Origin of the sequence: Roseibium sp. (genome assembly GCF_039982295.1) — a bacterium.
In the GTDB taxonomy this organism is placed as follows: domain Bacteria; phylum Pseudomonadota; class Alphaproteobacteria; order Rhizobiales; family Stappiaceae; genus Roseibium.
On sequence record NZ_JBDWYP010000092.1, the window covers coordinates 132,970 to 153,627 of the forward strand.

Sequence of the window (20,658 nt, forward strand, 5' to 3'; positions counted from 1 at the left end):
CCCAGGATCACCGGGAATTTGTATCGAGATGTAGGCTTGGAAACATTCCTTGCCACATTGAAAACAAAGCCTGCAGGTGACGTCATCTGCAGGCCTCTGGCGCAACTCCATAGAGTCTCTCAGTCGTCAGATCCCGCCGCCACCAGAGACGAGAGAGGGCGACAGAAGATAGTTATTGGCCCTTAGGTATCTAATGACTTCCTCGGCGACGTCTTCCGGGTCTTTTCCAACGTTGTTGAGCACAAGTTCCGGATCTTCGGGGGCTTCATAGGGGCTGTCGATACCCGTGAAGTTCTTGATCTCACCGGCCTCGGCCTTGGCGTAGAGCCCCTTGGGATCGCGCTTCTTGCATTCCTCGATCGGCGTGTCGACGAAGACCTCGATGAACTCGCCCTCACCCACCATTTCGCGTGCAAGCTGGCGCTCGGCGCGGAATGGCGAGATGAAGGAGACGAGCGTGATCAGGCCCGCATCAGCAAAGAGCCGCGCCACCTCGCCGACCCTTCGGATGTTCTCCACCCGGTCCACATCCGTGAAGCCCAGATCCTTGTTGAGGCCGTGCCGGACGTTGTCACCGTCCAGCGTGTAGGTGTGCCGGCCTTCAAGGTGAAGTTTCTTCTCAACGATCGAGGCAATGGTCGATTTGCCCGAGCCAGAGAGGCCTGTGAACCACAGTACAGCTGGTTTCTGGCCCAGGCTGTCCGCACGGGCGGTCTTGTCGACCTCAAGCGCCTGCCAGTGGATGTTGGTCGCCCGGCGTAGCGCGAACCAGACCATGCCTGCTCCGACTGTAGCGTTGGTCACCCGGTCAATAAGGATAAAGGATCCCGTGGTGCGGTTGGCCTCATACGGGTCAAAGGCAACGGGGGCTGCCAGTGCAAGATTGCAAAAGGCAATCTCGTTGAGCTCCAGCTGCTTGCCTGCCACATGCTCGAAGGAGTTGACATTGATCTTGTGCTTGATCTCCGTCACCGTCGCCGTGACCGTCTTGGCACCCATCTTCATGATGTAGGAGCGGCCCGGCATCAGCGCGTCTTCGGCCATCCAGATCAGATGAGCTGCCATCTGGTCGGCCACATCCGGACGCGAACCTGCCGCCGCCAGAAGGTCACCGCGAGAGATGTCGATTTCATCTTCCAGGGTGATCGTAACGGCCTCACCTGCCCTTGCAAGCCGGGCTTCACCTTGAGGCGTCAGGATCTGATCCACTTTGGATGTCTTGCCGGAAGCCGAGACGACAAGCTCATCGCCGACCTGAACGGATCCGGCAGCAATCGTGCCCGAATACCCACGGAAGTCGAGATTGGGGCGGTTCACCCACTGCACGGGCAGGCGGAATGGCTGCGCCAGTTCATGTTCGCCGATCTGGACCCCTTCCAGATGCTCCAGAAGAGTTGGACCATTGTACCAGCCCATTTTCTCGCTGCGTCCGGTGACATTGTCGCCATAGCGCGCGGACATGGGAATGGCCTCAAGGCTTTCGAAGTCGAAGCCTGCGGCAAAAGTCTCAAAGTCGCTCTTGATCTCGTTGAAGCGCTCTTCGGAGAAGTCGACCAGATCGATCTTGTTCACCGCCAGCACCACGTGGCGAATGCCAAGCAGCGAGGCGATGAAGGCGTGACGTCGGGTCTGAACCATCAACCCGTGGCGGGCGTCCACAAGAAGCACTGCCAGATCGGCGGTCGAGGCGCCTGTCGCCATGTTGCGGGTGTACTGCTCATGGCCCGGCGTATCGGCAACAATGAACTTGCGCTTGTCGGTGGCAAAAAAGCGATAGGCCACATCAATGGTGATGCCCTGCTCGCGCTCAGCCTCAAGACCATCCACCAGAAGCGCCAGATCAATGTCTTCGCCCACAGTTCCGTGTTTGCGGCTGTCTTTTTCCAGGGACGCCAACTGATCTTCAAAGATCAGCTTCGTATCGAACAACAGACGCCCGATCAGCGTTGACTTGCCGTCGTCCACCGAGCCGCAGGTCAGGAACCGCAGCTGGTCCTTTTGCTCCTGCGCGAGGATGTAATCGGTGACCGCCTCTTGCGGGGCTGTGCTTGTCGCCGTGGATGTATCTGTGCTCGACATCAGAAGTAGCCCTCGCGCTTTTTCTTTTCCATGGACGCGCTGTCGTCGTGGTCAATCAGACGGCCGGACCGTTCGGATGTCCGCGCGATCAGCATTTCCTTGACGATGGCTTCAAGTGTATCGGCGTCAGATTCGATCGCCCCGGTCAGCGGATAGCAGCCAAGGGTGCGAAAGCGGACCATCTTCTCCATAACCTCTTCACCAGGCTGGATCTCCATGCGCTCGTCATCGACCATCATGAGCATGCCGTCGCGCTCGACCACCGGGCGCTTGGCGGCCAAATAGAGCGGCACCATCGGGATATTCTCGGTCAATATGTATTGCCAGATATCGAGCTCGGTCCAGTTCGACAGCGGAAACGCCCGGATGCTCTCTCCTTTGGCGACACGCGCATTGTAGACGTTCCAAAGCTCTGGACGCTGGTTCTTCGGATCCCAGCCATGAGAGGCGTTGCGGAATGAAAAGACACGCTCCTTGGCGCGGCTCTTTTCTTCATCACGCCGCGCACCGCCAAAGGCTGCATCAAAGCCGTATTCATCAAGTGCCTGCTTCAGCGCCTCGGTCTTCATGATGTGCGTGTGCACCGAAGAGCCGTGCGAGAAGGGGCCGATGCCCTTTTCCAAGCCCTCCGGATTGGTATGAACGAGCAGGTCCAGCCCCAGCCGCTTTGCCGTCTCGTCTCGGAATGTGATCATGTCCCGGAACTTCCAGGTCGTATCCACATGAAGGAGCGGAAACGGCGGCTTCGAGGGATAGAAAGCCTTCATCGCGAGATGAAGCATAACGCCGGAGTCCTTGCCGATCGAATAGAGCATCACCGGATTGCGAAATTCGGCCGCAACCTCGCGGATGATGTGAATGCTCTCCGCTTCCAACCGACGCAAGTTACTCAGACGTTCGGCCGTCAGGCCTGTTGCCGTGATGTCCATCAGGATCAACCTTTTACAGCTCTCACCAGCCCTTGCGGGAACCGATGTAATAACAAATACGATTCAAGCCCGGCTTATGCGGGCTCTGGAACGATCCCGGCCTCGGCCAGGAGCGCCGTGTCGCACAGGGCGACAAAATGCGGATTGAGAAGATCGGACTTGGTCGCACCTACTGGAATCCGGTAAGCGCGCGGTTGCCAGCTCTGCGCCTCAAGAACCTGACCACCAGCGGCCCTCAAAACAGCATCGCCCGCTGCAATGTCCCACTGCATGGTCGGGGCAAGCCGTGGATAGAGATCCGCCCTGCCTTCTGCCACCACGCAGAGCTTCAGAGACGAGCCAAACGACACGCATTCGGCAACCTTGAAGCGTTCGATGAAGGCAGCGGTTTCTTGAGACAAATGCGAGCGGCTGGCCAGAACTGAAAGCCCTTCAGGCGGCGCCTTGCGCACTGTGATCGGCGCTGCATCGACAATCTCGCTGTCGACAACCTTCGCCTTGAAAGCGCCCTCGCCTGAGGCATCCGGTGCTGCCAAATCAGATGGAAGCGCACCACCCCAGTAGATATCACCGAGCACCGGGGCATAGACGACGCCAAACACCGGAACGCCCTGGTCAACCAACGCGATGTTCACCGTGAATTCGCCATTGCGGCTGACGAATTCCTTCGTTCCATCCAGCGGATCAACCAGGAAATAGCGTTCGCCCACGTCAGGTAGATTGCCCGCCTCGACCGCCTCTTCCGCGATCACAGGAACAGTGGGAAATGCCTTGGCGAGCCCGGCCAGAATGACACCCTCGGCCCTCTCATCTGCAACCGTCACTGGAGATCCGTCAGACTTCGTCTCAGCCGCAAAATCCTCGCCGTAAACTGACAGAATTTCAGAGCCGGCGGAAACCGCGAGCGAAAGAAGAAGAGACAATTGCGACTGGCTTTGAACGTTATCCGGCACGATAAATCCTGGCAGGTTCGAATTTATGGAGAAGCTATCCTCAATCCCTTGAGACGGTAACGAATGGCTTTCCGCTCAAAGTCAGGTGGCAGGGTTTTTTAATCTCAAATATGCGCTTTGACAAAAACGCAGGCACCCAAAACGAAAAACCCCTCGCCGATCAGGCAAGGGGTTTTGAGATTTGATGACCAGTTGCCCCGACTAACTGAGCATGGTCGGCACCAGAAGGACGAGCACCGGGAAGGCTATGATCAATCCTATTCGAACGATCTCGACCAGGAAGAATGGCACCACGCCGCGGAACGTCTCCGACATGGGGATGTCCTTCGCCAACGCATTGATGATGAAGACATTCAGACCCACGGGTGGCGTCATGAGCCCCAGCTCGACCACGATTAAAGCAAGGATCCCGAACCAGATCTTCAGATCTTCCGCATCCATACCAAATGTGGAAGACGCCGCTGTTGCGTAGTCGCCGCCGTTCAGATCGATCAGGACCGGCCAGAAAAACGGCACGACAACCAGGATCATCGCGAGCGATTCCATAAAGCAGCCGAGAACCACCAGGATCAGAAGCATGAGAACCAGGATCAGCCAGGGATCAAGGCCGCTGGTGCCTGCCCATGTTGCCATGGCCGATGGCAAGCCGGCCCGCGTGAAAAAGCCCTTCAGCACCTCGGCGCCAAACAGAATGAAGTAGATCATTCCACTTGTGATCGCCGTTTCCAGCAATGCAGTCTTCACGCCGCCAAGGCGCAATCCTTCGTCGTTCCAAAACCGCTGCGCAAAGCCATAGACCAGGATGGCAAAGACACCAACCCCGGCGGCAGGTGTGGGTGTGAACAGACCGATCCCGAGGCCGACAATGATCGAGCCAAAGATTAGCAGCACCGGAATGAGCTTGAGGATCGCACGGCGCCTTTGCGCCTTGTCCATGTCGGAAACTGATGGCGCCAGGTCCGGCTTCCATCGAACAAGAAGCGCGATCACTGCAATGAAGAAGACGACGGCAATAAATCCGGGGATGATGGCAGCCCGAAACATCTCGATGATCGAGGCTTCAACGATGACCGCGTAGATCACAAGCGCCACGGAAGGTGGAATCAGGATCCCGAGAGTTCCGCCAGCCGCAAGCGCACCGGTCGCCAGACGCGGGGAGTAATTCAACTTGCGCAATTCGGGCAAAGCCACGCGACCCATGGTTGAAGCCGTGGCAAGGGACGACCCGCATACGGCGCCAAAGCCTGCACATGCGCCAATGGCCGACATAGCCACGCCGCCGCGAAACCGGCCCATGAGCGCGTTCATGCCTTGGAAGAGGTCCCGGCTCAAATTGGCCTGACTGGCGAGATAGCCCATAAAGACGAAGAGCGGGACAACCGACAGATCGTAGTTCGCCATGTTCGACCAGAGCAGCGATTTGAACTGCTTTACATATGGCCCGAACCGTACATAGGAGACCGTAAGCGACAAGGCGTAAGTGCCGCCAACGCCGACAAGCAGCATCGCGAGGCCGACCGGCATCCTCAGTGCCAACAGGAAGAAGAGCACGGCGAGACCGGCAATGCCGATGAATTCCATTTCACCCATGGGATTTGGCTCCGAAGGCCTGCGCCAGAGAAATGAGCGCCCAGAGCGCCATCGACACGACACCCGGCAGATACCATGGCCACTCGGCCCAGCCCAAAACGGCAGTCATCGTGTTGTCAGAGCGCGTTTCGAGCAAGCCGATCCACATCCAGTAGGCAAGAAAGACCGCCAGCGTCATGGTCAGCAGGAGCCACAGCTTGTCGAGGGTCCGTTGCAGCCATTGAGGGAAGTTCTGAACGAAGAGCTCAACCGCAACATGCCCGCGTTTCATCTGACAGTAGGGAAAGAAGCTGAGCGCGGCTGCACTGATCGCCAGACGGACAAAATCCTCATACCCAGGCAGGGCAGACACAAAGATCCCAAAGTTTTTCAGGATCGAGTCAAGAATGAAAGCACCGACATTCACCGCCGTTACCAGCACAATTGCGACCACGAGCACTCCACCCAAGAGTGCCCAGAAGCTGATCGCTCGCTGCAGCAAAGAGTACATTTTTCAGACCTTGGAAAAGAAACGAACGGCGCTCACACGCCGTTCGCGCAGTAGGTAAGCCGGAAATGCTAGTTGCCGCTGGCTTCGGCGACGGCAGCGCGTGCTGCATCCACCATGCCCGAACCATCAAGCCCGTTGCCATTGGCGTCAGCAACCCAACGCTCAACGACGGGAGCCATCTTTTCGTCAAACGCGGCGTACTCGTCGTCGGACAGGGTGATCAGCTCACTTTTCTCGCGAATAAGCTTCTTTCCGCCCTCTTCACTGGCATCCCAGACAGCGCCATAGGTTTCAGCAATATTTCCCATGGAGTGATCGTCGATGACCTTCTTCAGATCGTCCGGAAGGCTTTCGTAGCTGTCCTTGTTCATCCCGATCATGAACGTCGCAGTGCCGAAGCGGTAGCTGTTCGGGCCCTCGACCGAGTGCTTGGTCAGTTCCTGGATCTTGAGCGGCGCCACAATCTCGAAGGGAATCAGCGCGCCCGCAACAATGCCCTTGGACAGGGCTTGCGGCAGGGCGGGAACCGGCATGCCCACAGGCTCGGCACCCAATGCCTCAATGGTCCATCCACCAATGCGCGACGGGGTCCGGAGCTTCATGCCGACCAGATCGTCCGGCGTACGGACCGGCTTGTCGACCATATGGAAGGCCTGTCCGCCGTGTGTGTGCACGAGGATAGGCTTGATATCCTTGAAGTCGTCCTTGATCAGATCCCAGGAGTTGGCGATCGCGACGGTTGTTTCCTCGGCGGAGCCGCGGTGAACCGTGGGAAGTTCGAACACTTCCGTGCGTGGGAAAACACCCGGCGTGTAGCCCAGAACCGTCCAGACAATATCGACCACACCATCGCGTGCCTGGCGATAGAGCTCAGGCGGCTTGCCACCGAGCGACATGGCCGGAAAGATCTCGACCTTGATGCGGCCACCGGAGGCCTCTTCGACACTCTTGGCCCAAGGCTCGATCATCTTGGTCTGTGCCGGAGCCTTCGGACCAAGAAAATGGTGAAATGTCAGGGTGACTTCCTGTGCACTGGCTGATGCAGCCAGCACGGTTGCAGTGGCGAGGCCAACCGCAACGGACATAATACGCTTCATACCAAACCTCCCAATTAGTCATACACGATGAGCCAAGACTTCCAAACGCAGACGCCGTGCATCTGCCCTCCCAAGCCTAACACCAGTGACCCCAAACGCTATGCTATCTCGTTCGTTATGTAAAATAAGCAATCATAGGTGATGAATAATCACTAGTTATGTATCTGCATTGTCGTTTTACGCAGTCTAGCGCGCTCCGATTACAGGTGCATGGACATCTTTTCAGCCGATGCCCGTAGAGCGCTCTGAAACATCAACAAGGCCGGCGTTGGCGGTGCGTCGGCACGGGTTGTCAGTCCAACAGGACCTGTTGTTTCCGACGTTTCAAGGGGCAATTCGACAAGCTCGCCTGCGGCAATGTCACGCGACACAACACCGCTCGAAATGATCCAGACTGCATCAGTATCGAGCGTGTAGGTTCTGCCGAAGGAGTTGGAGATGGTCTCGACCCTCTTCGGCAACCGGGTAATGCCATGCGTGATCAAAAGCCGCTCGATATAAGGGCGAATGATCGCTTCCTTGGTCGGATACAGAACCGGAAAATCGGCAATCCTCGCCAAATCACCGCTCTTTTCATACAAAAGCGGGTGACCTCGCCGGACCACAAACGATACGCTTTCCGAATATAGATGCGCGAAGGACAAACCAGCCATCTGCTCGGGGTCAGCCAGTCGGCCCACCACCAGATCCAGTTCGCCAACCCGCAGTCGGCTCAAGAGAAACGTGTTCGGCCCGGTGATGAGCGTCAGGGTGGTCTCCAGACTCTCTTCGGACTGGAATGTCTGGACGGCATCCGGGACTATGCGGGCGGCAACGCTCGGCAGGACGCCCACATTTAGATAGGATTCGCCTGACATGCGCGCCTGCGCGACACTGTCCAGCCCCTGCTTCAAAGCCGCCAGACTTGCGCCTGCATAGTGCAGAAAGACCTCGCCGAACTGGGTCAGAGACACGCCCTTGCGACTGCGCTCAAAAAGACGCACCTCAAGGATATCCTCGAGCTCTTTGAGCGTCTTGGAGACGGCGGGCTGTGTGATCGAAAGTGCATCCGCTGCCTTGACCAAACTCCGCCTTCTGGAAACCTCCAAAAAGCACTGGACATGCCTGTACTTCACTCGAGGATCAATCATCATTCCATTCCCAAGAGTTATTTTTCTCGCTTGATTTCTCATTTTACATAACTGAACAAAGAGTAAAATATGCAATCAATCAAAAAGTCACGACAAACCGACAAGCTGCCTGGTTCGCTTGAGAACCAGCGTGAGGAGACACCAGTCAGATGAACTTGATCAGGGCAAACGGCCAGGTCCTTCATTTTACCGATACGGGCGAAGACGATTTACCGGTTCTTGTCTTCGCCAACAGCCTTGGGACCGACTTCAGGATCTGGGACCGCGTTTGCGCGCAACTAGCCGGAACCTTCCGGCTCGTGCGCTATGACAAACGTGGACACGGATTGAGCACTGCTCCTGCGTCTCCCTATTCGATGGACGATCATGTCGATGACCTGGCCGCTCTTCTGGATACGCTCAAACTGAAGTCGGTCATCGTGGTCGGGCTTTCAGTTGGTGGCCAGATTGCTCAAGGCATCGCTCTAAAGCGCCCGGAATCGGTCCAGGCTCTGGTTCTCTGCGACACGGCGGCAAAGATCGGCGATCACGGCACATGGACTACACGGATGGAGGCGATCGACGCGGGCGGCATAGAAGTTTTGGCCGAAGCTATCCTTGCGCGCTGGTTCTCGGCAGACTTCAGAACCCAATGCGCGGATGAACTCGAAGGCTGGCGCGCCATGTTGGTGCGAACCCCCAGACAAGGCTATCTGGGAACCTGCGCCGCAATCCGGGGCACCGATTTCACACAGCAAGCGAGCCAACTGAAGCTTCCTGTTCTTTGCATCTGCGGAACGGAAGACCTGGCGACCACGCCGGAGCTGGTCCAGGCCACCGCCGGCCTCATCGACAATGCGCGCTATGTTCCCATTGAAGGCGCGGGGCATCTGCCCTGCATCGACTTTCCCGATGAGCTTGTTGATGCCATGACCAATTTCTTTCAGGAGAACAGTATTGTCTGATCGCACCTCAGGTTCCCGATATGAAACCGGCATGGCCACTCGGCGCAGCGTTCTGGGCGATGTTCATGTCGACCGGGCCAGTGAAAACATGACGGATTTCGACAGCCCGTTTCAGACGATGATCACAGAAGGTGCCTGGGGCACAGTCTGGTCCGGCGATGCGCTGACAAAGCGGGAAAGGTCCATTGTGACCATCGCCCTGCTGGCAGCTCTCGGCCACGAAGAAGAGCTGGCAATGCACATCAGGGCGACTGCAAACACAGGCGCGAGCGCGGAAGATATTCGGGAGGCCCTGATGCATGTGGCCATCTACGCCGGAGTTCCTGCGGCCAACACCGCTATCAAAGTGGCCAAGGACACCCTGCAGGGATTGAAGAAGTAAGCTTTTCGCTTTCTTCAGGAGGGGCGCGAAGGAATGCCTGCAAGGTATTCAGCTACCGGGAGAACCCCATGACAACCAAACAATCGAACAGTGACCAGAGGGCTCGGATGACCGGTGAATATTTTCAGCGTGACCGCAATCTCCAGCCTCCCGCCTATACACCTACCTACAAGACATCGATCACCCGCTCGCCACAAAAGGCTTTGCTGTCTCTGGAACAGTCCCTGTCAGAACTGACAGGGCCGGTCTTCAGTCACAATGATATTGGCGCGCTCGATCATGACATGATCCTGAACTATGCCACGGACGGCGAGCCCATTGGTCAGCGGATAATCGTTCATGGACGCGTGATCGACGAAAGCGGCCAGGGGGTATCAAACACCTTGGTTGAGGCATGGCAAGCGAATGCCGGAGGGCGCTATCGGCACAAGAAAGACACCTATCTCGCCCCCATCGATCCAAACTTCGGTGGCTGTGGACGATGCCTGACCGACGACGAGGGTTACTATTTCTTTCGCACGATAAAGCCCGGCCCCTACCCCTGGCGCAACTATGTCAACAGCTGGCGCCCCGCACACATCCACCTGTCGGTTTTCGGGCCCTCCTTCACGCAGCGTTTGATCACACAGATGTATTTCGAGGGCGATCCGCTGATCGACATCTGCCCGATCGTCAAAACCATTCCGGATGACGACGCAATAAAGCGCCTGGTCGCTCCACTTGATCTCAACGCAAGCATTCCCCTCGACTGCCGCGCCTACAAGTTCGATATCGTCCTGCGAGGTCGCCGCTCGACCTTGTTTGAAAACCGTCTGGAGGGCAATTGAGCCATGGTTCAGCCGCTGAATTATTTCAAGGAAACCGCCAGTCAGACCGCTGGCCCCTACGTCCACATTGGCCTTGCACCCGACTATGCCGGCTTCGACATTTTCGAGACCAATTTTTCCAACGTGGTAGCTGGTCCAGACACCAAGGGCGAACGCATCAAGATTGAAGGCCGCGTGTTCGATGGAACGGGCGCGCCTGTGCGCGATGTGCTGATCGAAAGCTGGCAGGCCAACTCGGAAGGCAAATACAACCACCCGGAAGATAGGCAGCAAAAACCGGTCGAAACGGATTTTCGCGGCTGGGGCCGGATTTGCTCGGACTTCGAAACCGGAATTTTCACGATCGAGACGATCAAACCAGGCCCGGTGCCCGGCCGGAACGGCAAGATCCAGGCACCTCACATCAGTCTCTGGATTGTTGCGCGCGGCATCAACATCGGCCTGCAGACCCGGCTCTATTTCTCCGATGAAACAGCGGCAAATGGCGAGGACCAGGTGCTTAACCTGATCGAGCAGGAAGAGCGGCGCCAAACACTGATCGCTCAACGCCGCGAAAGAAACGGCGAGACCATCTATAGCTTCGACATTTATCTGCAGGGCGACAACGAAACCGTCTTCTTCGACGTCTGATCGGCGCCCGCGTTCAATCAAAAGAACGACCCGCTCTTCCCCTGCGGGTTGTTTTCACAAGACCAACGAGTAGGAACCATGGCGAAATTTCAGTCCCTGGCCGATGCGGTTGCTAACACCCTCAACGATGGCGACAGCGTTGCCTTTGAAGGCTTCACCCATCTGATCCCGCATGCCGCTGCCCATGAGGCGATCCGCCAAGGCCGCAAGGGTCTGACCGTGATGCGCATGACGCCGGACATAATATATGACCAGCTGATCGGCATGGGCTGCGTGAAGAAGATGATTTTTTCCTTCGCGGGCAATCCTGGCGTTGGCCTGCTGCGCAGATTCCGGGACGCACTTGAAAATGGCTGGCCGCATCAGCTTGAGATCGAAGAACACAGTCATGCCGCCATGGCGAACGCCTATGAAGCGGGCGCATCCGGCCTGCCCTGTGCCATTTTCCGGGGTTACCGGGGCGCAGAGCTGACACGGGTCAATCCGAACATCAAACAGATCGAGTGCCCCTTTACAGGCGAAAAGCTGGCCGCCGTGCCCGCGCTTCGTCCCGATGTTGCGGTCATTCATGCGCTCAAGGCAAATCGCAAGGGGGATGTGTTCCTAGAAGGCATTACCGGCGTTCAAAAGGAAAGCGTCCTGGCAGCCAAACGCTCGATCGTCACCGTTGAGGAAGTCGTCGATGACTTCGATGATCTTTCGCCAAATGCGACGGTCCTGCCCGCCTGGACCGTAAGCTCCATTGCGGTCGTTCCGGGCGGAGCGCACCCATCTTATACACAAGGCTATTACAGCCGGGATAATGGCGCCTACCTGGAGTGGGACAAGATCGCGGCCGACAGAGATATGTTCATGGACTGGATGAAGGCCAATGTTCTTGAACAGACGTCGGATATTTTCGCTACCCGTGTTGCACACCTGAAGACCCAAGGCTGAGGAGCGCGGAGATGAGCACCTTCACCCCGACCGAAATGATGACGGTTGCCGCCGCACGTGCGCTGTCCAACGATGATGTCTGCTTTGTCGGCATCGGCGCGCCTTCGGCAGCCTGCAACCTGGCGCGTCTGACCCATGCGCCCGATATCACCCTGATCTATGAAAGTGGCACCATTGGAACGGCGCCAACGGTGCTGCCACTGTCCATCGGTGACGGCGAACTGTGCGACACGGCGCTGAACACGGTCTCGGTGCCGGAGATGTTCCGCTATTGGCTCCAGGGCGGACGCATCACTGTAGGCTTCCTTGGGGGCGCACAGCTGGACAGGTTCGGGAATATCAACACCACTGTCGTCGGGGACTATGATAACCCGAAAGTCCGCCTGCCTGGCGGCGGCGGCGCACCTGAAATCGCCATTTCCTGCGGCGAGATCTTCATCACCATGAAACAGTCGACCCGTGGGTTTGTCGAGAAACTCGACTTCATCACATCACTCGGCCATGGCAAGGGCGGATCGGACCGAGCCGATCATGGTGTCCATACCAAGGGACCGACAAGGCTCATTACCGATCTCGCAGTATGGGAACCGGATTCCCAAACCAAGGAGTTCACCGTGACCTCGCTGCATCCTGGCGCTTCTCGAGCGGACGTTCAGGACACCGTTGGCTGGCCCGCCAAGTTCGCCGAGCATGTGATCGAGACGCCCGCCCCGAGTGCCGAAGAGCTACAGATCCTGCGGGATCTGCATGCCCGCACCAAAGCCGCCCACGAAGGCCAATAAGGGAGCCCGCAATGCAACGTGCCTATATCTGCGACTATATCCGCACTCCCTTCGGACGATTTGGCGGATCGCTTGCCTCGGTTCGCGCCGACGATCTGGGAGCGATCCCGATCGAGGCCCTGATCGAGCGTAACCCGGATGTGGATTGGGCTGCGGTCGATGAGGTGATCTATGGCTGTGCCAATCAGGCTGGTGAGGACAACCGCAATGTCGCCCGCATGTCGTCGCTTCTTGCCGGTCTGCCCGAAACGGTTCCCGGCACTACGATGAACCGGCTTTGCGGATCGGGTATGGACGCGATCATAACCGCCTCAAGGGCGATCATCTCCGGTCAGGCGGATCTCATAGTCGCTGGAGGCGTCGAAAGCATGTCGCGAGCGCCTTTTGTCATGCCAAAGGCCGAAACAGCTTTCAGTCGCTCGAATGAGGTGCACGACACGACCATCGGCTGGCGTTTCATCAATCCCCTGATGAAAAGGCAGTATGGCGTCGATTCGATGCCGGAAACGGGTGAGAATGTCGCCGAAGACTTTTTGATCTCGCGCGAGGATCAGGACGCCTTTGCCTATCGCTCGCAAAAGAAAGCGTCAGCCGCCCAGGAAAGCGGGCGATTGGCGGAAGAAATCGTTGCGGTGACGATCCCGCAACGCAAGGGCGATCCTGTGATCGTGGAAAAAGATGAGCACCTGCGGCCGGACACCACCCATGAGACCCTTGCAAAACTGCGGGCACCCTTCAGAGACGGCGGCACGGTGACCGCCGGCAATGCGTCGGGCGTCAATGACGGCGCCGCGGCACTGCTGATTGCGTCTGAAGATGCGGTCCGCAAATACGGTCTCACACCGATCGCCCGCGTCGTTGGCGGCGCGACCTCAGGTGTTCCTCCGCGCATCATGGGCATCGGCCCCGCTCCCGCCACGCGCAAATTGTGTGGGAGGCTTGGCATTGCGCCGAAAGACTTCGACATCATTGAACTGAACGAGGCTTTCGCTTCACAAGGTCTTGCGGTTCTGCGCGATCTCGGACTTGATGAAACAGCTGACTGCATCAATCCGAATGGCGGTGCCATTGCCATCGGTCACCCGCTCGGCGCATCAGGTGCCCGGATCACGGGAACTGCGGCACTGGAACTGAAAAAACGTGGCGGCAAACTGGCGCTGGCGACGATGTGCATCGGAGTCGGTCAGGGCATCGCCATCGCACTGGAGAGCGCTTAGAACATGGGGCCGACTGCCTTCGACAGCCAGATCACGGGTGCACTTCTGACAGCTCCTGAGACCGCCACCCTTTTCGAGGACAAGGCCGTCATCAAAGCCATGCTCGATGTCGAAGCTGCGCTCGCATTGGCAGAGGCCGACTGCGGGCTCATCCCGGAGGTTTCGGCAGCTGCTATTGCGGCGACCTGCGATAGCCTTCTGATCGACCCGATCAGCCTCGCGGAACGGACTGCGAGAGACGGCGTCGCCGTCCCTGCCCTGGTTGCGCAACTCCGCGCAGCGGTCGGGTCTGAGCATGCCAGTTTTGTTCATTGGGGCGCGACCAGTCAGGACATTTGCGACACAGGGCTCATCTTGCGGCTGCGCACCGCAATTGATCTTCATGAAGCATCTCTGAAGCAGCTGGCCGCCCAACTGGCGAAGCTCGCAGATGCTCACCGCAACACGCCAATTGCTGCAAGGACACGCATGCAGCAGGCGACCCCAACGAGTTTTGGCCTGAAGGTCGCCGTCTGGCTCTCCGGTGTTTTGCGCCATCTGGAGCGGCTCAAAGGCATCAAGTCACGGCTTTTGGTGCTTTCATTTGGGGGCGCAGCGGGCAATCTCTCCGCCCTTGGCGAGCGCGCGGTCGCTGTCGAAACGAACCTTGCCGCGCGTTTGAACCTTGGCGTTTCACCAGCTCCCTGGCACACATTGCGCGACGGTCTGTATGACTACGCCGGCTGGTTGTCGCTTGTGACGGGGACACTTGGCAAAATCGGCACTGACATCGTGCTGCTGGCGCAGAATGAAATCGCGGAAGTGCGCCCGGGCGGCGGTGGCGGTTCCTCGACCATGCCGAACAAGGTCAACCCGGTCGGCGCCGAAGTGCTCGTTGCGCTTGCACGCCAAAATGCAGGATTGCTCGGAACCTTGCATCAGGCCGCGCTTCAAGAGCATGAAAGATCTGGTGCCAACTGGACCCTTGAGTGGCTGACACTGCCGCAAATCGTCCTCTCGACGGGCAGCGCCCTGGATCATGCGAACCGACTTGTCGGAGCGCTTGAGGTCAAAGGCGAGCCCATGCGCGCGACAATCGAGACGTCCAATGGCCTGTTGCTTGCCGAGGCTGCCAGTTTCGCGCTGTCAGAACACATGCCACGTCCAGAGGCGCAAGCACTCGTCAAGAGCGCCTGCAAAGAGGTCAATGAAAAAGGGGTACATCTCTTCGATGTCCTGGCAGGCCTCAGCGATACCACCGTTGACTGGGAAGACATGAAGGATCCGGCGCACCACATGGGCGCAAGCGATGCCATGATTGATCGTGTTCTGGAATCCTATCAGCATCTTGAGGACTAACGCTAAGATGTTGATTCAGTGACTTTGAAAGTTGAGTCAGATGTTTTCATTCAGCGTTTGATTGAAAACCCGTAGGTAAGCCCTTGCCTTCGCGCTGAGCATTTGGAGCTTTTCAATGCTGATCATTTTCTCCGGATTGCCCGGAACGGGCAAAACGTCGATCGCACGCGAATTGGCTTCAGATCTTCAAGCCGTTTATCTGCGGATCGATACGATCGAAAAGGTCATGCTGTCCTGCGAAGCGATCAAGACACCTGACGACATTGGACCTGCGGGCTATGACACGGCCCGCGCAGTCGCGTTGGACAACTTGCGCCTTGGGCGTTGGGTGATCCTGGACAGCGTCAATTCAGTCAGTCTTTCACGCGAAAGCTTTCACGAGACCGCCCGCGACGCAGGTGTCGCGTGGCTGGATGTCTGGGTCGACTGCTCCGACAAGGAGGAGCATCGTCAACGCGTGGAGAAGAGGAAGGGCAACAACCCGGATATTCAACTGCCTGATTGGCACACGGTGCAAAATCGTGAGTTTGAACCCTGGTCTGAGCGCCAGTCCGCAAACCTTTTGCAAGTTGATACGGCCCGTCATTCTCCCCTCGAATGCATCGCGCAGATCAAGACACACCTTCGGCCGCAGAAGGACTGACTCCCTTCAAAAATGTTGAGTGTCAACTGACCTCAACTGATCAGTCAAAATGTCCAAGTCTTCAATCAGATGATCCATTCCGTTCGCTGAGCTGGCTCCTAAGATCCTCCCAACACATCGAAATCGCCCTGGGGAGGATCGTTCATGCGCACACAGGTTGTCATCATCGGAGCGGGCCCGTCGGGACTGCTGCTTTCCCAGCTTCTGCATCTTGCCGGTGTCGACTGTCTTGTCCTGGAGCGACGGGACCCTGAGTATGTGCTCTCACGCATCCGCGCCGGTGTTCTCGAACAAGGCATGGTGGACATGCTGGAACGTGCCGGTGTTTCGGACCGAATGCGCAAGGAAGGCCTGCCCCATGACGGCTTCACACTGAGTGTTGCCGACACCCGGCTGCGGATCGACCTCAAGGGCCTGACTGGCGGCAAGAGTGTCATGGTCTATGGACAAACCGAGGTCACCCGGAACCTCATGGATGCGCACCGGGCGCGCGATGGAAAGGTCATCTATGACGCGTCGAACGTGACGCCCCTCGATTTTGACGGGCCCAGCCCGCGCGTCACCTATGACAAGGACGGCACGACGCATGAGATCGCCTGTGACTTTATCTGCGGTTGCGACGGTTTCCATGGCGTTTCACGCGCGTCGGTGCTCGATGGTGCGATCACCGAATACGAAAAGGTCTACCCCTTCGGCTGGCTCGGAATCCTATCTTATGTGAAGCCGGTCGACCATGAGCTGATCTATTCCAATCATCCCAATGGCTTTGCTCTTGCCTCCATGCGTTCGGAAAAACTGAGCCGCTATTACATCCAGGTTCCCATTGGAACGGACATCAACGCATGGTCCGACGATGCCATATGGGATGAGTTGAAAATTCGCCTTGGAGAACAGGCCGCGGCCAATATTCAGACAGGCCCCTCGATTGAAAAAAGCATTGCACCGTTGCGCAGTTTCGTCGCGGAGCCATTGCGGTTTGGCCGTTTGATGCTGGCAGGTGACGCGGGCCATATTGTGCCTCCCACCGGAGCCAAAGGCCTCAACCTTGCGGCCTCCGACATCCATTATCTGTCCAACGCCCTGATTGAATATTATGGCGAGAAATCAACGGCCGGTCTGGATGCATATTCCCAGCATGCATTGGCCCGGATCTGGAAAGCAGAGCGTTTTTCCTGGTGGATGACATCACTGCTGCATCAGTTTCCCGAGCTGGGCCCCTTCAACGCCCGCATGCAGCAGGCGGACATGGATTACCTTGCGAGTTCCAATGCGGCGCAGGTCAGTTTGGCGGAGAACTATGTCGGCCTACCCTACTAGAACGTCTCACCGGTCAAACAAAAGCCCCGGAGCATCGCTGCGTCGGGGCTTTTTGCTGACTGGGACCTGCCGCTGGAACTTTCAGTCAATCCTGCGTGCAACGTCCTGAAGTTCCTTGTCAATGGCCCCGAATAGAGCCGTGGGCATATAGACTCCCGCTGCATGGAGACGGACGAGAATGTCTTCCATCTCGTCAAGATCGATCGCATGATAGGTTCTTTGAGACAGAACAATAAGTTCGTTGCCATCGACAACCAATCTCTCGACGGTGCGCTCGGCTGCGTCCGTGTTCACGGCAACCATGACGGAAAACCCGAACATGAAAGCTGCAAAAACATAGACGGTAAAATAGCGGCTCGAGAGGTTCATGTGACACCCACCCTTCGTCAAATTAACAAATTATTAACCCCGCAAAAGTGATAAGCCGCAGAGGCGCCAAACACAATGAAGGGTTGTGCTTCGAGCCTGCAATTCTAAACAAATGGTTAATTTACCCAGTCAAATCCAAAGCATCGGAAGATGATATATCTCTGATCAGGTAGCGTGACGCGCACGAAAGTCGGCCGGAGCTTCTCCGGTTTCTTTTCTGAACACCCTGGAAAAATATGCTGGATCCTCATAGCCGAGGTCGTAAGCAACCTGGGAAATACTGAGGTCGGAGAATGCGATAAGGCGGCGCGCCTCCAGAATCACCCGATCGCGAATGCTCTGCGCAGCGGTCCGATCGGCGAACAATCGGCAATATCTGTTCAGCCGCTGCGTCGTCAGCCCCATCTCGGCGGCATAAAACTCGGTGGAACGCTGCGTTCTGAAGTGCTCATCAACCAAAGCGCGAAATCGAAAGAGTGAGAAACCCGGTGTTCGATCAAGTTCACCCGCGTCCGCTTTTCTGGAAAAGAGCAGGACAAGCGCCAGACTGAGGAGTGGGCGAAACATGTCGCGCCGTCTTCGCCCGTTGCCAAATTCCTCCGCCATTTCGTCAAGACAGAATGTCAGCCGCCGCTGGTCTTCCCGCTCCAGCTCGAACACCAGATTGGATGCGGCATGCAATGCCGATCGTTCTGCCTCGGCGCGGTTTTCTTCACGCCCTCCAAGATAGTCGGGGCTGAAGGAGACGACATAGCCTTGCGTATCCGGCGTAAAGGTCCAGCCGTGGACCGCACCCGCGGGGTTGAACACCGCCATCGTGGGCGAAATTTCCCGCTCACCGGTGTCGTCGACGAGATGGCCGGCGCCCTGCGTGATCATAAGCATCTGGAACAAGTGCGCATGGCTGTGCGCGCCCAAAGACCAGCCGTGCGGCTTTGACCGGGTCCGGATGGTTTCGATATGAAAGAAATCGAAATCCTCAACCGGGTCATCTTCACCGTAAAGGTGGTATGTGGGTATTGGGGTCGCCGAGGCCATGTGCCGGTTTTGTGCTCCTGATGATCAAGAGAACCGGACAGGTTCCCACTCGATAACATTACCCCAAACCATCAGGCCTCGCCAAATGATCGACAACCTGCCCTTGGTAGCCTCTACCCTCGCGCATGATGGGCATGCCAATGCCAGGCGATGTCGATGCGGCGCGTCAGCCAGACCTTGTCGTGGGAGGCGACATAATCCAAAAACCGCGCCAACGCAGCGGCACGGCCGGGCCGTCCCACCAGCCGGCAATGCAGGCCAATGTTCAGCATCTTGGGCGCGCCAGCCTCGCCTTCGGCGTAAAGCACGTCGAACGCGTCCTTCAGGTAGGTGAAGAACTGATCCCCGGAGTTGAAGCCCTGAACGGCTGCAAAGCGCATGTCATTGGTGTCGAGCGTATATGGAATGACCAGATGGTCGCCATCAGGCCCGTCGACCCAGTAAGGCAGGTCGTCAGCATAGCTGTCGCTGTCGTACAGAAAGCCGCCTTCTTCCATGACCAGCTTTTGTGTCTGCATGGAGCAACGCCCCGTGTACCAGCCCAGAGGCCGCGATCCGGTCACCTCTTCATGGATGCGGATCGCTTCGCGCATCTGTTCGCGTTCCTCCTCTTCGGGCATGTCCGCGTATTCGATCCACTTGAGACCATGGGATGCAATTTCCCAATCAGCCTCCTTCATGGCGGCAACGGCTTCCGGGTTGCGCTCCAGAGCTGTTGCGACGCCATAGACCGTGACCGGGATCGAGCGGCTGGTGAACATGCGCCACAAGCGCCAGAACCCTGCGCGCGATCCGTACTCGTAGATGGACTCCATGTTCCAATGCCGTTTACCCGGCCAGGGCTGAGCGCCGACAATTTCAGACAGAAACGCTTCAGAAGCTGCGTCGCCGTGCAGAATATTATTCTCTCCGCCTTCTTCATAGTTAATGACAAATTGAACGGCCACGTTGGCCTCGCCAGGCCAATTGGGCTGCGGCGCAGTCCGTCCGTAGCCAACCATGTCGCGCGGATAAGACGATGTCATTTCACGGAAATCCTGATCAGTATCTGGTTGCCTGAGCAAACCCCAACCGGCGCCATGTTGCAAGCGCACAATCGCCCGGAAACGGCTAAGGAACGGCAGCGCCTCGTCAAAAATACTATTGTATCAAATTTTAGTGGATCGGTTTCCTCGGCTTTAGAAAGTCGCTGCCTAAAAGCGGCTCAACAGCTTTTCAAGGAGATGGCCATGCATCTTACATCCGCCGGACTACTGCTCCTGCTCACGGGCGCAACCATGACGCTCTTCGCAGACTTCGACCCGGTCCCTGCCCACGCGCAGACTCCAATGCCCCACGTACAGTCAGCAGAAAACCACAACTAGGGCAGGTCCTGTCAGGTCCCGCCCCGATCAACTCGCGCGCCTCTTGTCGGCCCGCGCAGACACCGGAACCGACTGGTGAGCAGCCCCCAGCGCCAAAGGCCAGTTCAGGTTACGTTTTCCCCCATCACCGTCCTTCGCGCCCAGCATCATGATGGCTGAGCCCATGACCACAGAGGTCAGTGTGATGATGAACCCCACCGCCAACATCACGATGGGCAAAACCGGGTCTTCGGATCGGGTTACAAGCACCCTCAAATTACCGATGTTCGCCCAGAACACACCGGCCAGTAGCCCCCCGGATATAGCCACCCCGAGCACACCGTTGATCGTCAACAAACGAAATAACGGGTTTTTCGGCAGCAAATCTCGGAATGAACGGAAAGATCTGTTCAGCCATAGCATGCCATTTCCCCTTTCATGCGATTGTTCATCGGCATCGGCGTGGACCACCAAGACCTGGCGAACGCTTTCTGAAGATGGAAATCCAGTCTACCGCTGAGCTGACTCGAGCAGCAATGCGGCAAAATTCCTTGCCTTCTGCCCGTTTGTCGAAGGATCACAAATTTGTTATATCGATCACACATATATAGACACGATATATAT

Annotated in this window: 22 protein-coding genes; 11 read left to right on the forward strand and 11 right to left on the reverse strand. The window is 57.3% G+C overall.

The features are described 5' to 3' along the window. Nucleotides 1-126: 126 nt before the first annotated feature. The 7 genes from cysN to pcaQ form a co-directional block, all read right to left on the reverse strand. Entirely contained in the window at nt 127-2,079 is a 1,953-nt protein-coding gene (gene cysN, locus ABJZ52_RS20805; RefSeq protein ID WP_348190836.1) for a sulfate adenylyltransferase subunit CysN, read from the reverse strand. Next, a complete protein-coding gene (gene cysD, locus ABJZ52_RS20810; protein WP_348190839.1) occupies nt 2,079-3,008 on the reverse strand; it encodes a sulfate adenylyltransferase subunit CysD in 930 nt (309 codons plus the stop codon). The genes cysN and cysD overlap by 1 nt, the downstream gene beginning before the upstream one ends. 74 nt (nt 3,009-3,082) lie before the next feature. Beyond that, a complete protein-coding gene (gene cysQ, locus ABJZ52_RS20815; RefSeq protein ID WP_348190842.1) occupies nt 3,083-3,961 on the reverse strand; it encodes a 3'(2'),5'-bisphosphate nucleotidase CysQ in 879 nt (292 codons plus the stop codon). A gap of 201 nt (nt 3,962-4,162) precedes the next feature. Then, nucleotides 4,163-5,551 carry a TRAP transporter large permease gene (locus ABJZ52_RS20820; RefSeq protein WP_348190845.1) on the reverse strand — a complete coding sequence of 463 codons (1,389 nt, stop codon included), beginning with the start codon at nt 5,549-5,551 and terminating at the stop codon, nt 4,163-4,165. Next, the gene (locus tag ABJZ52_RS20825; RefSeq protein ID WP_348190848.1) at nt 5,544-6,041 is read right to left on the reverse strand and encodes a TRAP transporter small permease; all 498 of its coding nucleotides are present in this window, start codon (nt 6,039-6,041) and stop codon (nt 5,544-5,546) included. Before ABJZ52_RS20825 ends, ABJZ52_RS20820 begins: the two co-directional genes overlap by 8 nt. Nucleotides 6,042-6,109: 68 nt before the next feature. Then, a complete protein-coding gene (locus ABJZ52_RS20830) occupies nt 6,110-7,138 on the reverse strand; it encodes a TRAP transporter substrate-binding protein (protein ID WP_348190851.1) in 1,029 nt (342 codons plus the stop codon). A 200-nt stretch (nt 7,139-7,338) separates the two neighbouring features. Beyond that, the gene (pcaQ, locus tag ABJZ52_RS20835; RefSeq protein WP_348190854.1) at nt 7,339-8,268 is read right to left on the reverse strand and encodes a pca operon transcription factor PcaQ; all 930 of its coding nucleotides are present in this window, start codon (nt 8,266-8,268) and stop codon (nt 7,339-7,341) included. Between the two features lie 149 nt (nt 8,269-8,417). On the opposite strand from pcaQ, the gene pcaD reads away from it, so the two are divergent. The 10 genes from pcaD (at nt 8,418) to pobA (ending at nt 17,284) form a co-directional block, all read left to right on the forward strand. Further along, nucleotides 8,418-9,212 (forward strand): 3-oxoadipate enol-lactonase, encoded by a 795-nt coding sequence (pcaD, locus tag ABJZ52_RS20840; RefSeq protein ID WP_348190856.1) that lies wholly within the window; start codon nt 8,418-8,420, stop codon nt 9,210-9,212. Continuing rightward, the gene (pcaC, locus tag ABJZ52_RS20845; protein ID WP_348190859.1) at nt 9,205-9,594 is read left to right on the forward strand and encodes a 4-carboxymuconolactone decarboxylase; all 390 of its coding nucleotides are present in this window, start codon (nt 9,205-9,207) and stop codon (nt 9,592-9,594) included. Before pcaD ends, pcaC begins: the two co-directional genes overlap by 8 nt. A gap of 68 nt (nt 9,595-9,662) precedes the next feature. Continuing rightward, the gene (gene pcaH, locus ABJZ52_RS20850; protein WP_348190862.1) at nt 9,663-10,421 is read left to right on the forward strand and encodes a protocatechuate 3,4-dioxygenase subunit beta; all 759 of its coding nucleotides are present in this window, start codon (nt 9,663-9,665) and stop codon (nt 10,419-10,421) included. Nucleotides 10,422-10,424: 3 nt separating this feature from the next. Next, the gene (pcaG, locus tag ABJZ52_RS20855; RefSeq protein WP_348190865.1) at nt 10,425-11,051 is read left to right on the forward strand and encodes a protocatechuate 3,4-dioxygenase subunit alpha; all 627 of its coding nucleotides are present in this window, start codon (nt 10,425-10,427) and stop codon (nt 11,049-11,051) included. Between the two features lie 78 nt (nt 11,052-11,129). Next, the gene (locus ABJZ52_RS20860; RefSeq protein ID WP_348190868.1) at nt 11,130-11,987 is read left to right on the forward strand and encodes a CoA-transferase; all 858 of its coding nucleotides are present in this window, start codon (nt 11,130-11,132) and stop codon (nt 11,985-11,987) included. 11 nt (nt 11,988-11,998) lie between these two features. Further along, nucleotides 11,999-12,769: a CoA-transferase subunit beta gene (locus ABJZ52_RS20865; protein ID WP_348190871.1), complete on the forward strand. Its 771-nt coding sequence runs from the start codon at nt 11,999-12,001 to the stop codon at nt 12,767-12,769. Between the two features lie 11 nt (nt 12,770-12,780). Then, nucleotides 12,781-13,986 (forward strand): 3-oxoadipyl-CoA thiolase, encoded by a 1,206-nt coding sequence (gene pcaF / locus ABJZ52_RS20870; RefSeq protein ID WP_348190874.1) that lies wholly within the window; start codon nt 12,781-12,783, stop codon nt 13,984-13,986. Between the two features lie 3 nt (nt 13,987-13,989). Further along, a complete protein-coding gene (gene pcaB, locus ABJZ52_RS20875) occupies nt 13,990-15,324 on the forward strand; it encodes a 3-carboxy-cis,cis-muconate cycloisomerase (protein WP_348190876.1) in 1,335 nt (444 codons plus the stop codon). A gap of 115 nt (nt 15,325-15,439) precedes the next feature. Next, complete coding sequence (locus ABJZ52_RS20880) at nt 15,440-15,967, forward strand: AAA family ATPase (RefSeq protein WP_348190879.1); 528 nt, start codon at nt 15,440-15,442, stop codon at nt 15,965-15,967. A 144-nt stretch (nt 15,968-16,111) separates the two neighbouring features. Beyond that, complete coding sequence (pobA, locus tag ABJZ52_RS20885; RefSeq protein ID WP_348190882.1) at nt 16,112-17,284, forward strand: 4-hydroxybenzoate 3-monooxygenase; 1,173 nt, start codon at nt 16,112-16,114, stop codon at nt 17,282-17,284. An 81-nt stretch (nt 17,285-17,365) separates the two neighbouring features. Here pobA and ABJZ52_RS20890 read toward each other — a convergent pair whose 3' ends face one another. The 3 genes from ABJZ52_RS20890 to puuE all read right to left on the reverse strand — a co-directional run bounded on the left by ABJZ52_RS20890 (nt 17,366) and on the right by puuE (nt 19,716). After that, entirely contained in the window at nt 17,366-17,653 is a 288-nt protein-coding gene (locus ABJZ52_RS20890; protein WP_348190806.1) for a hypothetical protein, read from the reverse strand. 165 nt (nt 17,654-17,818) lie between these two features. Beyond that, nucleotides 17,819-18,691 carry a helix-turn-helix domain-containing protein gene (locus ABJZ52_RS20895; RefSeq protein WP_348190885.1) on the reverse strand — a complete coding sequence of 291 codons (873 nt, stop codon included), beginning with the start codon at nt 18,689-18,691 and terminating at the stop codon, nt 17,819-17,821. A gap of 113 nt (nt 18,692-18,804) precedes the next feature. After that, a complete protein-coding gene (gene puuE / locus ABJZ52_RS20900) occupies nt 18,805-19,716 on the reverse strand; it encodes an allantoinase PuuE (protein WP_348190809.1) in 912 nt (303 codons plus the stop codon). Nucleotides 19,717-19,920: 204 nt separating this feature from the next. On the opposite strand from puuE, the gene ABJZ52_RS20905 reads away from it, so the two are divergent. Further along, a complete protein-coding gene (locus ABJZ52_RS20905) occupies nt 19,921-20,055 on the forward strand; it encodes a hypothetical protein (protein ID WP_348190888.1) in 135 nt (44 codons plus the stop codon). A gap of 27 nt (nt 20,056-20,082) precedes the next feature. Here the strand turns inward: ABJZ52_RS20905 and ABJZ52_RS20910 are convergent, their stop codons facing one another. Next, nucleotides 20,083-20,457, reverse strand: a complete 375-nt coding sequence (locus ABJZ52_RS20910; RefSeq protein ID WP_348190891.1) for a hypothetical protein — start codon at nt 20,455-20,457, stop codon at nt 20,083-20,085. Between the last annotated feature and the right edge of the window lie 201 nt (nt 20,458-20,658).